Source organism: Ruegeria sp. AM2, assembly GCF_056540685.1.
In genome coordinates, this window is record NZ_JBQFXE010000015.1 from 30,810 (window position 1) to 44,865 (window position 14,056).

Annotated in this window: 13 protein-coding genes; 4 read left to right on the forward strand and 9 right to left on the reverse strand. The window is 59.0% G+C overall.

The window, feature by feature from the left end; all coding sequences use genetic code 11:
- Positions 1 to 46 precede the first annotated feature (46 nt).
- Positions 47 to 2,371, forward strand: coding sequence for an ATP-dependent Clp protease ATP-binding subunit ClpA (gene clpA / locus ACR0CR_RS19115; protein WP_480602271.1), 2,325 nt, complete (start codon positions 47 to 49; stop codon positions 2,369 to 2,371).
- Positions 2,372 to 2,454: 83 nt separating this feature from the next.
- The gene (locus ACR0CR_RS19120) at positions 2,455 to 3,063 is read left to right on the forward strand and encodes a DJ-1/PfpI family protein (RefSeq protein ID WP_480602273.1); all 609 of its coding nucleotides are present in this window, start codon (positions 2,455 to 2,457) and stop codon (positions 3,061 to 3,063) included.
- Positions 3,064 to 3,065: 2 nt separating this feature from the next.
- Here the strand turns inward: ACR0CR_RS19120 and ACR0CR_RS19125 are convergent, their stop codons facing one another.
- The 3 genes from ACR0CR_RS19125 to ACR0CR_RS19135 all read right to left on the reverse strand — a co-directional run bounded on the left by ACR0CR_RS19125 (position 3,066) and on the right by ACR0CR_RS19135 (position 6,526).
- Positions 3,066 to 4,745 carry a peptidoglycan -binding protein gene (locus ACR0CR_RS19125; protein WP_480602275.1) on the reverse strand — a complete coding sequence of 560 codons (1,680 nt, stop codon included), beginning with the start codon at positions 4,743 to 4,745 and terminating at the stop codon, positions 3,066 to 3,068.
- Positions 4,746 to 4,748: 3 nt separating this feature from the next.
- Positions 4,749 to 5,927 carry a biopolymer transporter ExbB gene (locus tag ACR0CR_RS19130; protein WP_480602276.1) on the reverse strand — a complete coding sequence of 393 codons (1,179 nt, stop codon included), beginning with the start codon at positions 5,925 to 5,927 and terminating at the stop codon, positions 4,749 to 4,751.
- A 68-nt stretch (positions 5,928 to 5,995) separates the two neighbouring features.
- The gene (locus ACR0CR_RS19135; RefSeq protein WP_480602278.1) at positions 5,996 to 6,526 is read right to left on the reverse strand and encodes a gamma-glutamylcyclotransferase; all 531 of its coding nucleotides are present in this window, start codon (positions 6,524 to 6,526) and stop codon (positions 5,996 to 5,998) included.
- 67 nt (positions 6,527 to 6,593) lie between these two features.
- Between ACR0CR_RS19135 and ACR0CR_RS19140 the strand changes: the two genes are divergently transcribed.
- Complete coding sequence (locus ACR0CR_RS19140) at positions 6,594 to 7,595, forward strand: DUF2125 domain-containing protein (RefSeq protein WP_480602281.1); 1,002 nt, start codon at positions 6,594 to 6,596, stop codon at positions 7,593 to 7,595.
- Here the strand turns inward: ACR0CR_RS19140 and ACR0CR_RS19145 are convergent.
- From ACR0CR_RS19145 to ACR0CR_RS19160, 4 genes are all read right to left on the reverse strand, one after another.
- On the reverse strand, positions 7,592 to 8,443 hold the full coding sequence (locus ACR0CR_RS19145; RefSeq protein ID WP_480602283.1) for an extensin-like domain-containing protein: 852 nt from the start codon (positions 8,441 to 8,443) through the stop codon (positions 7,592 to 7,594). The two genes, ACR0CR_RS19140 and ACR0CR_RS19145, sit on opposite strands and share 4 nt — an antisense overlap.
- Complete coding sequence (locus ACR0CR_RS19150) at positions 8,443 to 9,360, reverse strand: prephenate/arogenate dehydrogenase family protein (protein WP_480602285.1); 918 nt, start codon at positions 9,358 to 9,360, stop codon at positions 8,443 to 8,445. The genes ACR0CR_RS19145 and ACR0CR_RS19150 overlap by 1 nt, the downstream gene beginning before the upstream one ends.
- Complete coding sequence (gene hisC, locus ACR0CR_RS19155; RefSeq protein ID WP_480602286.1) at positions 9,357 to 10,442, reverse strand: histidinol-phosphate transaminase; 1,086 nt, start codon at positions 10,440 to 10,442, stop codon at positions 9,357 to 9,359. The genes ACR0CR_RS19150 and hisC overlap by 4 nt, the downstream gene beginning before the upstream one ends.
- A gap of 65 nt (positions 10,443 to 10,507) precedes the next feature.
- The gene (locus tag ACR0CR_RS19160) at positions 10,508 to 11,923 is read right to left on the reverse strand and encodes an aminotransferase class V-fold PLP-dependent enzyme (protein WP_480602288.1); all 1,416 of its coding nucleotides are present in this window, start codon (positions 11,921 to 11,923) and stop codon (positions 10,508 to 10,510) included.
- Between the two features lie 103 nt (positions 11,924 to 12,026).
- Here ACR0CR_RS19160 and ACR0CR_RS19165 point away from each other — a divergent pair, with 103 nt between their 5' ends.
- Entirely contained in the window at positions 12,027 to 12,488 is a 462-nt protein-coding gene (locus tag ACR0CR_RS19165) for an Lrp/AsnC family transcriptional regulator (RefSeq protein ID WP_480602290.1), read from the forward strand.
- A gap of 125 nt (positions 12,489 to 12,613) precedes the next feature.
- Here the strand turns inward: ACR0CR_RS19165 and rpsD are convergent, their stop codons facing one another.
- On the reverse strand, positions 12,614 to 13,234 hold the full coding sequence (rpsD, locus tag ACR0CR_RS19170) for a 30S ribosomal protein S4 (RefSeq protein WP_058275494.1): 621 nt from the start codon (positions 13,232 to 13,234) through the stop codon (positions 12,614 to 12,616).
- 270 nt (positions 13,235 to 13,504) lie between these two features.
- Positions 13,505 to 13,897, reverse strand: a complete 393-nt coding sequence (locus tag ACR0CR_RS19175; RefSeq protein ID WP_480602292.1) for a hypothetical protein — start codon at positions 13,895 to 13,897, stop codon at positions 13,505 to 13,507.
- Positions 13,898 to 14,056: the final 159 nt, after the last annotated feature.

Consider the following 14,056-nt stretch of genomic DNA (forward strand, 5'->3'; position numbering starts at 1 on the left):
CGGCCGCAAGCCTGCCCCTTCCGACCCAAGACAGAGGAGCACCCGCGTGCCTTCATTCTCGAGCACATTGGAACAAGCCATCCACGCGGCCTTGGCGGCTGCGAATGAACGGCGGCATGAATTCGCGACGCTAGAGCATCTATTGCTGGCGCTGCTAGAGGAACCGGACGCCATCCGCGTCATGAAAGCCTGCAGCGTTGATCTGGATGAGCTGCGCAGCACTCTGGTCGAGTTCATTGACGAGGATCTGTCGAACCTCGTCACCGATATTGACGGATCCGAGGCCGTTCCAACAGCAGCCTTCCAGCGCGTGATCCAACGCGCAGCGATCCACGTTCAAAGCTCGGGCCGAACGGAAGTGACCGGCGCAAATGTTCTGGTCGCCATCTTTGCCGAACGCGAAAGCAACGCGGCCTATTTCCTGCAGGAACAGGATATGACCCGCTACGATGCGGTGAACTTCATCGCGCATGGCGTGGCCAAAGACCCGGCCTACGGTGAAAACCGCTCGGTCTCGGGCGCGGATCAGGTTGAAGAAGAGGTTCAGGCCAGTTCCGGTGACGGAGAGCAGAAGGAAAGTGCGCTTGGTAAATACTGCATCGATCTGAACGCCAAATCTCGCGCCGGCGACGTTGATCCGCTGATCGGACGCGCCGATGAGGTTGAGCGCTGCATTCAAGTTCTGTGCCGCCGCCGCAAGAACAACCCGCTGCTGGTCGGTGATCCAGGTGTGGGCAAGACCGCAATCGCCGAAGGTCTGGCTCATAAGATTGTGGCCGGAGAAGCACCGGATGTCCTGTCCGAGACCACGATCTATTCTCTGGACATGGGCGCTTTGCTGGCTGGTACACGCTATCGCGGTGATTTCGAGGAACGGCTGAAGGCGGTCGTAACCGAGTTGGAAGATCACCCCGACGCGGTGCTGTTCATTGACGAGATTCACACCGTGATCGGAGCCGGTGCCACCTCGGGTGGTGCCATGGACGCATCAAACCTGCTGAAACCTGCCTTGCAGGGCGGCAAGTTGCGTACGATGGGCTCGACCACGTACAAGGAATTCCGCCAACATTTCGAAAAGGATCGCGCGCTGAGCCGCCGGTTCCAGAAGATTGACGTGAACGAACCTTCGGTCGAAGACAGCGTGAAAATCCTGCGCGGTCTGAAACCCTATTTCGAGAAGCATCACGAGATCAAATACACCGCCGATGCGATCAAAACCGCGGTGGAATTGTCGGCGCGGTATATCAACGACCGCAAACTGCCCGACAAGGCCATTGACGTGATCGATGAAGCTGGCGCGGCACAGCATCTGGTCGCGGAAAGCAAACGCCGCAAGACCATTGGCGTAAAAGAGATCGAGGCGGTGGTCGCCAAGATCGCACGCATTCCGCCCAAGAACGTCACCAAGGACGATGCTGAGGTGCTGAAAGATCTGGAAACCTCGCTGAAACGCGTGGTGTTTGGTCAGGATGAGGCCATCGAGGCGCTGTCCAGCGCCATCAAGCTGGCCCGCGCCGGTCTGCGTGAACCTGAAAAACCCATCGGCAACTACTTGTTCGCCGGTCCGACCGGTGTCGGTAAAACCGAAGTAGCCAAGCAATTGGCGGATACGCTGGGTGTAGAACTGCTGCGCTTCGACATGTCGGAATACATGGAAAAACACGCGGTCAGCCGTCTGATCGGTGCCCCTCCGGGCTATGTCGGGTTCGATCAGGGCGGTCTTCTGACCGACGGCGTCGACCAGCATCCGCATTGTGTATTGCTGCTGGACGAGATCGAAAAAGCGCATCCGGACGTGTTCAATATCCTGTTGCAGGTGATGGACCACGGCGAGCTGACGGATCACAATGGTCGCACAGTGAATTTCCGCAACGTGGTGTTGATCATGACCTCGAACGCGGGCGCGCAGGAACAGGCCAAGGCCGCGATCGGCTTTGGACGTGACCGTCGCGAAGGCGAAGACACCGCCGCGATCGAACGCATGTTCACGCCGGAATTCCGTAACCGTCTGGACGCCGTGATCTCGTTCGCGCCGCTTCCGAAGGAGGTCATTCTGCAGGTGGTCGAGAAGTTCGTTCTGCAGCTTGAGGCGCAACTGCTGGATCGCAACGTGACCATCGACCTGACCCCAAAAGCCGCGGAATGGTTGGCGGACAAGGGTTACGACGACAAGATGGGCGCGCGTCCGCTGGGCCGTGTCATTCAGGAACACATCAAGAAACCGCTGGCCGAAGAGTTGCTGTTCGGCAAACTGGCCAAGGGTGGCGTGGTGCGTGTCTCGGTCAAGAAGGGCGATCTGAACCTGGACATCCTAGGTCCCGATCAGCCACGCATACCGGGTGACAAACCTCCACTTTTGACCGCGGAATGATGTAGGTCCTCAGACATTCAAAAACGCCTGCCGCTTAGGTGGGCGTTCTTCATTCTGGATCACCCGCACAGTGGAACGTCAACATGCGCAAGATTGGGGCATTGGTCTTTCCCGAGTTCGAGCTTTTGGACCTGTTCGGCCCAATGGAAATGTTCGGGCTTTTGCCGGATGATTTCGAACTGGAGCTGGTCGCCGAAAAGACCGGCCCGGTGCAAAGCAATCAGCAGGTGCAGGCCCATGTGAACGCGTCCCTCGAGAACGCGACGCAGTACGACATTCTGTTTGTTCCCGGAGGGGCCGGAACGCGCCGGGAAATCAGCAACACCCGTTTGCTGGATTGGCTGGCAAAGCAGGCTGAAAGCGCCGAATTCACGCTCAGCGTCTGCACCGGTAGCGCCCTTCTGGCCAAAGCTGGAATACTGGACAATAGGCGCGCGACCACAAACAAGGCCGCCTTTTCCTGGGTGCGCGACCAAGGTCCGAATGTTGATTGGGTGGCGCAAGCGCGGTGGGTTGAAGATGGGCCATTTCTGACCTCATCCGGCGTGTCTGCCGGAATGGACATGGCGCTGGGGGCTATCGCGCTGATGAACGGTGAAGAGACCGCCGAAAAGGTCGCGATGTGGAGCGAGTATACCTGGCACAAGGACAAAACTCACGATCCGTTCGCCCGCATCCACGGGTTGGTCTGATCCTATCGCTCGGTCAGCTTCAACTCGATCCGACGGTTCTGCGCCCGCGCTTCAGGCGTGTCGGCGATGTTGACCGGCTGGAACTCCCCAAACCCGTTTGCAGCCAGTCGGTTGGGCGGGATGCCCAGCGCCTCGACCATATACCGGACGACCGACAGCGCGCGCCCCTGGCTAAGCTCCCAATTATCTCGATACCGACCACCGCCGCCCAAGGGAACGTTGTCCGTGTGACCATCGACGCGAATGACCCAATTCAGACCATCCGGGATTTCGGCCGCAATGCTACGCAAGATGTTCGCCACTTTCGCGACCTCTAGCTGCCCTTCCGGTGACAGAACGGCCGAGCCCGTGTCGAACAGCACTTCCGAGGAAAAAACAAAGCGGTCACCTTCAATCCGGACGCCATCCTGGTCACCAAGAACGTCGCGCAGCCGCCCAAAGAACTCGGACCTGTAGCGCTGCAGATCTTCGGCCTGGGCGGTCAGTTCTTGGTTTTGCCCGGCCAATGCCTCGGCCTCGGCCTCAAGCCGGATGCGTTCCGCCTCTTCCAGAAGTCGGCGGCGACGCTCTTCGGACGCAGCGCGGGCCAAAGCCGCGTTCAGGTCCTGCCCCAGCGTCTGGATTTGTATTTCTGCGGCTGCGTTACGCTCTTCATAGTCATCAAGCAGAGCTTGAAGCGATCCCAACTGGCCGCGCAGGGCCGACATCTGTTGGTTCAAAAGAGCCGTTTGCCGCTGGGCTTCGGTCGACGCTTCCTCTTCCGAAGCCAGCGCATCCCGCGCGGCAGCCAACAAAGCCGCCCGCTCGGCTGCCAGAGACCTTTGCGCCTCGGCTTCGTCAACAGCCTGTGTCTGAGCTTCAAGCGCGGCGCGCAACTGTTCGCGCAGCCCCTCGGCGTTCAACTCGCCGAACTGACGTTCCAATTCCGCCTTTGCCGCCTGCGCGGCAGCCAACAGAGTAAGGGTTTCTTCAGCCTCTTTCCGCTGCGCTTCCAACGCCAATGTCATGGCCGTCAGTTCGGAATCCGCGTTTTGCAACCGATCACGCAAGGCTTCGGCAGCGGCTGCCTCGGCAAGGCGCGCGGCCTCTTCATCCGAAAGCTGTTGCTCGAGTTCTGTGATCAGTGTGGCACGCGCGGCATCGGTGGCTTCGAGATCAGCCACCAGCGCCTCAAGCGCTTCGCGGCGGGCCGCGGCCAAACGCGCAGCCTCGGCCTGAGCGTCGATTTCCTGACGGCTTTGCGCCAGCGCCAGGTTCAGAGCATCCTGTTCCGACAGCAGCTCTTCCCGCTGGATCTCCAGCGCCGCAATGTTGCCTTGCGCACGCTCTTGATCGGCCAGTAAGGCGGCCACTTGTGTTTCAAAGTCCGCAATCCGCGTCTGGGCTTGCGCCAGATCGTCCTCGGCCTGGGTTAGCGTCGTGTTCAACGCCCCCAAGCGGGCCTGGAGCCGACTGTTTTCACGTTCTTCCAATCCAAGCGCGCCGGCCAATGCTGCGATCTCGTCGGACAGGGCGGTCAGTTCGTCCTCTTGCCCCGAAATAGTTTCCCGCAAGACGAATTGAACGACCATGAAGATGGTCAGCACAAATGTCAGAACCATCAAAAGGCCCGTCATCGCGTCTACGAAACCAGGCCAGACCGAGCCCTGAAACCGTTGACCGGTGCGACGGGACAGGGCCATGGATCAGTCCCCCTCGGACGGAGTTCTGACCGCACCGCGTGGCAGAGTCAGGGCCTTGACCAAAAGTTCGAAATCCTTGCGCAGCTCATTCATACTGTCCTGACGACCCGCCGATATCTCTTCGAGAATCCGCAGCAATTGGACGTCCATAGAACGCAGGCGCATCCGGCTTTCGGCATCAATGCCTTCGCCCGCACCGCGTTCTCGCATATGGTCAACCAATGCGTCCTGACCCAGTGCAACCCGCTCAAGCGCGGCAGCGATACCTTCGGTCTGCGCCTGCCTTTGGTTCATGTCGCTGATCGCATCGACCAAATGCCCCAGCTTGGCGGACACTTCGGAACGATCAGCTTCTTGTGCCGCGAACATGTCCTGCAGCGCGTCCATCTGTTCCGCCATAGTGTCCAGCACCGGCGTCAGAACGGCCAATTCCGCGCCACCATCCTCAGCGCCCGCAAAACCCACACGGGTGATCGAAGACAGCCATTCCTCCAGCTCTCGGTAGAATCGGTTCTGGCCGTGGCCTGCGAATAACTCCAGAAGACCAACGATCAACGACCCAGCCAGACCCAATAGCGAGGAACCGAAGGCCACGCCCATGCCCTGTAGCTGGGATTCAAGCCCGGTCATCAGCCGATTGAACACGGCCAGACCTTCTTCACCGTCCTGAGGGTTGAGGCTGCGGATGGTGTCGACAATGGCGGGGACCGTGGTCGCCAGGCCAAAGAACGTACCCAGCAGACCCAGGTAGATCAGAACGTTTGTAATGTAGCGCGTGATCTCACGCTCTTCTTCCACGCGCTCGGCCACGGAATCCAGGATGGACCGTGTCGAGCTGGAGCTGATCTGGGACCTAGCCCCCCGTGCGCGCAGCAGCGACGCCAACGGCGCCAGCAATTGTGGCGGGCGAACGTCATCGCGCTCAACACCGCCGACGAAAGCTTCGATCCAACGGACCGAGCCAATCAGTTGTGTCACCTGATAAAAGCAGGCCAAGACGCCAATCGCGAAGACCAACAGGATGAACCCGTTCAGATACAGGTTGGCCTGAATGACGGGCAGCACATAGGGCAGCGCCATGAACACGCCAAAACCTGACAGCCCAATTGCGATCAGCATCGTCAAGATTTGACGGATCGGTTGCGAGAAATGCGGTCTCGCGCCCTGCTGTGCCTGCGCCATGCGCGTGGCTCCTGGTATTGCCTGCTCTGGTGGGAGCCTAACGAAAACCTGGCCGTGACGCCAAGGGTTTATGCGCTGATTGTGCGCACCCGTTGCGACAACCACTCAAGGTCGGGGTCGTGCAGGCCTATCTCTGCCAAATGGTCGGCGGTGTTGTACAGGTATTCGGTGTTTGGACCACGCCCGCCAACAGCATGCGCGATGATTTGAGCCTGTTCTTCCAAAGGCAAGCCACCACAATACTGGACGTGATGCGCATCGATGACGTAGGTGACCGCGTTGACGACCTCGCCGCTATCCAGATGCACATCCAGCATGCGTTCCAGATAGGCGGATGAGATCAACTCGCGTTCACGCAGTTCGGCCAAAGTTCGGTCTTCGTGCCCGGCCTCGACAGCCAGCGCCAAACCCGTGCAGCGTGCATCGGTTTGTTCGTCCAAGGCCAGCACCAGTCCGGGCTCGTCTTCGGTCCCGCGGTGGTGGATTGAGCGCATGCAGAAGGATCGCGCATATCCATGCAGAGTGGCCCGTTCACTGCGTGCAACCGGAAAGCCCGGGTTCCACAACAGCGATCCATATCCGAATACCCACATTGTCATTGCACTGGTCCTTGCCCGTTTGCGCCTATAAACATCAAATCCAAGGCAGGAAAAAGGGCCATTCAATATGCGTCGTCTCATTCGCTTTGTCGTGTTTGTGGCCTTGGTGTGGAGCGCCTACTGGTTTGTCGCGGGATACGGCCTGCGCAACGCGATCACCGCATGGTTTGACCGGCAGCAGGACCTCGGGTGGCAGGCCGATTTCTCAAACGTCTCAACCGCCGGATATCCCACCCGCCACGTGACGCGCTTGAACAACCCGGCCTTGGCGGACCCCGTCAACGGCACCGCCTGGAGCGCGGATTGGATTGAATTCCAAAACCCCGCGATCTGGCCTGGACGTCAGGTTTTACGCTTTGCCGAGACGCCGCAGCGAGTTTCCTATTTCGATCAGACCACCACGATTCAGGCGACCGATTTGCAGGCCGAGTTGAACTTGCAACCTGGTGTCGCGCTTGTGTTGGAAAAGATGGCGTTGACGGCGGGCCAATGGGCATTGAACGACGGTGACGAGGTTCAGGCCGCCGGTGACACGCTCAATTTGATCATGGCGCAGGAAGGCGCGCCCGAAGCCTATGCCATCGGGGCCAATGTGGACGGGTTTGAGCCCGGTGAGGACCTGCGTCGTCTCATGCGGTCCGCTTCGACATTGCCACAGACCTTTGAAACGCTTGAGTTCGAAGCCTTTGTCGAATTCGACAAGCCCTGGGACAGGTCGGCGATCGAAGAAGGTCGTCCGCAGCCCACCGCAATCGACCTGCGTCTGGCCGAGGTCAAATGGGGAGAGCTAAGGCTGTTCGCGACCGGAGAATTGGATGTGGACGATCAGGGCATTCCCACCGGAGAAATCGCACTCAAGGCTGAAAACTGGCGCGATATGGTCGCCATGGCCAATGCAGCAGGGGCCTTGCCCGATCAAGCCGTGGACCCGGTGAATCGGGCGCTTCACTTCATGGCCGGGTTGGGCGGCAATCCAAACGCGCTGGATCTGCAATTGAATTTCCGCGATGGATTTGTGGCCCTGGGGCCGTTGCCGTTGGGCCCTGCCCCACGCCTGATCCTACGTTAGCGGCAGTAAGATCCGCTGCGGTGGCGCGCCGTGTCCAGATGAAAGTGGTCTCGGTGATATCGGTCTGAATTCGGCCCGAGCACCGTACCAAATGGACCGCAGGCCCCGCGCCAGATTTTCGTCAACTGCTTCTTTGACGGATTCTTGCGCCATCCGTTCAGAACCGTCACAACCTCACCATCCGCCATCTTGAATGCGGAAATGTCGATTGCGCGACCTTTGCCATGTTCCGATATCCGCGCGCCCTTGCGGTTGTTCCGGGTTCGGCAAGCGTAGTGGGCGGCAACCTGCAGTTCGACCACCGGCCCGCGCCGCTTGAAGGTTGGTTTCACCGTCTTGTCGACCCACTTGTTCAACGCAATCGCTGTTCCACAGTCCATTGTCGATGGTCGGCTGAGCGCGACACCGGAAACCGACGTGATTTGAACCGCATCCTTGATGCCGCAGGCTTTGATTTTGCCCGGCACCCGACCAACAGCCTTACCCTGAATGGCAATGTCGCCGCAAACCGAGCTTTTGCGCAATTTTCGTTTTTTGAAAAAGACCTCTTGCTCGAGCGCTTTCGGGCGGAGGTAGGGCATCAATGACGTGTCGGGACCCAGAAATGGAACTTCGGATGGTCGGGCGGCTGCCGCCAAAACTTGGGGCGAAGCGGGTCTAAGTTCAGGACGAATTCCGGGACCAACAATTGCCGAAGCACGAGTTCCAAACGCAACCGGCGAGACGTCGGTTTCTCTATCAGCGGACCTTGCGACGGGAACCAACGAAGTTTCGGGCGCCTCTGCGATGGAACCCGTGGCACTAAGAGCCAGAGAGCCGATCAAAAAAGCCGTCCGAACACACCTCATCAGGTCGCCTTCCCCCGTCCGAAGTCAGGAGCATCGGTGTCCTGACCAGCGTCGATAATACCCCGGCGGATTGCACGGGTTCGCGTGAAATAGTCGAACAGGTGGTCTCCGTCACCGGTTCGAATGGCACGCTGCAGGGCAAAAAGCTCTTCGGTAAACCGGCCGAGAATCTCCAGCGTGGCGTCCTTGTTGGACAGGAACACATCGCGCCACATGGTCGGGTCCGAGGCCGCGATCCGTGTGAAATCTCGAAAACCCGCAGCCGAGTATTTGATAACCTCGGTATCTGTCACGCGACGCAGATCGTCGGCGACTCCGACCATCGTGTAGGCGATGAGGTGCGGCGCATGAGACGTCACGGCGAGCACAAGATCATGGTGATCGGCGTCCATCTCATCGACATTCGACCCCATGCCTTCCCAAAGTGCACGCAGGCGCGCCACGGCGTCGGGGTCTGAACCTTCCACCGGCACGATCAAGTTCCAGCGATTGTCGAACAGTTCGGCAAAGCCGGATTCAGGCCCGGAATGCTCGGTCCCGGCCAAGGGGTGTGCGGGAATGAAATGCACGCCTTCGGGGATATGCGGTGAAACGGCTTCGATAACATGGCGCTTGACCGAGCCGACATCGCTGACCGTCGCCCCCGGTTTCAACACCGGCGCGATATCGGCTGCTACGGCCCCCATCGCCCCGACCGGCACGCAGAGAACCACTAGGTCCGCGCCTTCAACCGCCTCTCGCGCGCTATCGCAGACCTTGTCGCACAGGCCGATCCTGCGCGCCGTTTCGCGCGTGGCATCGGACCTTGCATAGCCGGTCACTTCGCCAGCCAGCCCAGCGCGCTTGATCGCCCAGAACATGGATGAGGCGATAAGGCCCAACCCGATCAGAGCAACACGATCGTAAATCTGACTCATGCTGCGCCCTCTTTGAATGCTGTGATCGCTGCGACAACGCGGCGGCAGGCCACTTCATCGCCCACAGTAATGCGCAAGGCATTCGGCAGGTTGTAGCCCGCCACGCGGCGCACGATCAGACCTTGGGTTTTCAAGTAGTCGTCGCAAGCCTCGGCTTCCGCCTGATCCTTGAACCGAGCGAGAATGAAATTGGTGTTGGACGCGTCAGAGCGCACCCCGATTTTCGCCAGCTCTTCCGACAACCACACCCGCAGCCGCGCGTTTTCAGCATGGCAGAAGGTCAGATAGTCCTCGTCTTTGATGGCGGCTTCGGCGGCAGCCAACGCGGTCAGCGACAGGTTAAACGGCTGCCGCACGCGATTGAGCACATCGATAATCGACTGGTGCGCATACCCCCAGCCGACGCGCATTCCGCCCAGCCCGTAGATCTTGGAAAACGTTCGCGTCATGATCACGTTTTCAAATCGATCCACCAGCGAAGCGCCCCCGTCGAAATTCGGGACAAATTCTGCATAGGCCCCGTCGATCACCATCAAACAGATCTGTGGCAGCGCCTCGGCCAGCCGCACCAGTTCACTTTCGGGCACCATGGTCGAGGTCGGGTTACCCGGGTTGGTCACGAACACAATCCGCGTCCTCTCGGTGACCGCGGCAAGGATGTTATCCACATCCACATGGCGGTCTGTCTCAGACACCATCACGGGCGTTGCACCCGCCATCCGCGCGATGATCGGATACATCGAAAATCCGTGCTCGGTATAAATGACCTCATCCCCTGGCCCGGCATAGGCCTGCGCCACAAATTGCAGCACCTCGTCACTGCCGACGCCGCAGATGATGCGGGCGGAGTCCAGGTCGTGACGGGCGCCAATCGCTGTCCGCAAACTGGCGTGGTCGGTGCTGGGGTAACGATGCAAAGAGGCGGCACTGTCGCGCACGGCCTCAATCGCCTTAGGGCTGGGGCCAAACGGGTTCTCATTGGAACTCAGCTTGATCACATGCTCGACCCCGGCCACATGGGATTGACCGCCCTGATACAGCGCGATGTCCATGATGCCGGGTTGCGGGGTGATCTTGTTCATAAGAAGCTCCGTTGATTGAAGCCTCTCATACCCGTCTCAAGGCGTTGAGAAAAGCGGCAATTCCGTCACGCCGCTTTGAAGCGGGCCGTTGCCGGGTCAGCGTTGTAGTAGGGGGCGAATTCCTCGGTCCGACGGGACAGATCGTTCACACTGTCGATAATGAACTGCACTGTCTCTTCGCTCATCAGGTAGGAAAAATTCAGCCGAACCCAACCGGGTTTCTTCATTTCTTCCCCGGCCGAAAGCGCCGCGTGCAAGCTGTCCGAGGTGTCCCTGTCGATGCCCAAAAGGCGGTGCGCGTAAGGCCCCGCGCAAGCACAGCCACCGCGCGCCTGAATGCCGTAGATGTCGCTGAGCATCCGGGTGAACAGTTGTTGGTGGACAGGGTTGCCGGCATTATCCCGAACAAGGAAGGAATAGATCGGCAACCGGTGTGGATGCTCTGCGCCCAGCAGGGTCAGGTTCGGATTCTCGCCCCACCCCTCCAGCGCCATGCGGTTGTATTGCGTTTCACGGCGGGCGATCTCATCCGTGCCGACCACATCCTTGACGATAAAGGCCAGCGCGGCACGAATATCGCCGATCACGTTGGGCGTCCCGGCCTCCTCGCGCGTTGCCAGATCGTCACTGTAATCGTGGCGCCAGGGGGATACAAAACTGACGGTTCCACCACCCGGCTGGCTGGGACAGCTGCGTTTGACGGCTTGTGCATTGACAATCAGTACACCCGACGCTCCCGGACCGCCCGGAAACTTGTGCGGCGACACAACGATCGCATCCTTGCGCGCATCTGCCGGGCCCATGTCTATCGGCAGATACGGCCCGCCACCGGCATAGTCCCAAACAGACAGCGCGCCATGCGCCTTGAGCAGCCGAGTCACCGGATCAGGATCGGTGATAATTCCGGTGACGTTCGACGCCGCCGAAAATGACCCGATGATCAGATCGGAGTCTGCGTTTTCCTGCAAAACCCGCTCAAGCTCGACCAGATCTACGCCGCCGTCAGAAGCTTCGGAAATTTCGATAACCTGCGCCTTGCTCTCGCGCCACGGCAAAATGTTCGAATGGTGCTCGTACGGCCCAATCAATACAACCGGCCGGTCAGCGGTACCCACTCCCATTAAGCTGACCAGCCGGTTGAGACCCGCAGTGGCGCCAGACCCGGTAAAAATCACCGCGTCCTCTTCCTTGGCGCCAACGATACGAGCAATTTCTGCGCGCGCCTCGGCCCGCAGACGGGTCATATACGACCCACAATAGGAGGCTTCGGTGTGGCTGTTGGCATAAAACGGCAACACATGCTCGGCCACAAAGTCCTCGACCTGCCGCAACGCGCGACCCGAGGCAACGTAATCCGCATACACAAGCGGCACATCCCCATGCAGACCCGGAATCAGAACGTTCTCTCCGATCAGCCCGTCGCGCAGGGTTGAATTGTGAGCGGTGGATTGGATATCTGCGCGAAACTGGGACAAGGTCATTGCTTGGGCTCCATATTGGTAAACCCAATATGATTGCGTTTAAGTGCGGAAACTTCACCTTTCTCTGGATAGATTTCACGAACTTTGTGTCATATGCTTTGGAATGGACAAAATTTTAGATCAAATTGACCATCGCATTCTGCGTGAGCTGCAAAAAGACGCCACCCTGTCACAACGAGAGCTGGCGGATCGGGTCGGCCTGTCGCAAAACGCGTGCTGGCGGCGGTTGAAGGCGCTCAACGACAGCGGCGTCATCACCGGCTCTACCGCCCGGATCGCGCGCGAGAAACTGGGGCTCAGCCTTGTCGTCTTTGTCATGCTGCGCACCCGGCACCACTCGGCCGAATGGCTGCAGGCGTTTCGCAGCCATGTTCTAACCATTCCCGAAGTGGTGGATTTCCACCGGATCGGCGGCGACTACGACTACCAGTTGAAAGTCGTCACACAGGATATGACATCCTATGACAAGGTCTATCAACGCCTGATCGAAAAGGTCGAATTGGACAGCGTCACATCCTATTTCGCGATGGAGGCCATTGCCGAAGGCCGCCCTCTGCCGATCTGATCCGCCCCTTCATCTGGTCAAAAATATCCCGGGGGAGTCGCACAGCGACCGGGGGCAGAGCCCCCGCAAAACAAAAAAGACCGCGCTGAAAGCGCGGCCCTTTGGATTTTTTTCAACGGCGAAGATTAGTTCTTAGCGTAGAATTCGACGACCAAATTCGGCTCCATCACAACCGGGTAAGGTACATCGCCCAGGCCCGGTGCGCGCACGAATGTGGCGGTCATTTTTGAGTGGTCGGCGTCGATGTAATCAGGCACATCACGCTCGGCCAGCGCCGCAGCTTCCAGAACAACAGCCAGTTGTTTGGATTTGTCACGAACTTCAATCACGTCGCCTTCTTTGACACGGTAGCTGGGGATGTTGACCCGCTTGCCGTTCACTTTGACGTGGCCGTGGTTCACGAACTGACGTGCCGCAAATACAGTCGCAACGAATTTGGCGCGGTAGACAACCGCGTCCAGACGGCGCTCCAGCAGACCGATCAGGTTTTCACCGGTATCGCCGTTCACACGCACAGCTTCGGCATAGATGCGGCGGAACTGCTTTTCGGTCAGGTCGCCGTAGTAGCCTTTCAGCTTCTGCTTGGCGCGCAGCTGCAGACCGAAGTCCGACAGTTTGCCCTTGCGGCGCTGGCCGTGCTGGCCGGGGCCGTATTCGCGACGGTTGACCGGGGATTTCGGACGACCCCAGATGTTTTCACCCATCCGGCGGTCGATTTTGTACTTGGCAGACGTGCGTTTTGTCACGGCTGTTCTCCTTCTTTAGTGGCACATTGCAGCTTGATCCGAAAACCGGTTCCCACTTTTCGGGCTGCAATCGCGTCTCCGCTCAACCCGATGCAAGATAGTTTCGGCCGCACCGCAACAATGAAGGGCGTTGTCCTCTTGAGGTTTCCCCCATGACAGGCATCCCCTTGCGGGGGCCACCAACACCAATGAAGCCGCGCTTATATCCAGGGTTCTGGGAGAGTCAACAGCACAATCTTCCAAGATCAAGCTTAGGACCGGAAAGCCTGCTTATTCGGCGGCGACAATCGCAATTTGTCCAAGCGTGGACGAATCAACCGATACAGATGCCGGAAAAGCGACCACGTTGTCCGACAATGGCGCGGCCTCCGCAGGTGCTACGACCTCTTCTATTGAATCCACCCAGAACTCCATGCCCCGCGCGGGGCATCCGCCGTGAAAGACCAATCCACAAAAATCGTCCTTGTCCGACCTGACAACGTTGGCAACAAACCGCTGCGCACCGTTTGAAAGCTCAATTCTGGATTGCGCCCGAGCCGCAAAGCCCACACCGCGCTGAAGGACATAGGACACTCCACCGGACAATTCCGAAGGGTCTGCAATCATCAGACCGGATTGCGCCCCGTGCCAGGACCAGATGGCCCCAAGCTCAAGGTCCGCCACAGGAGCCGCCTGAAGCCCGTCCAATTCCGTTTGTGTCCAACAAATAGCAATATGACCGTTGTTACCGGTTCTCATTTTACCGCCCGCACTGCTTAACATTCCACCTGTACCATTGGGTGTGTATCAATGATAAAATGGGCAGAAAAGAGACGATGGCGC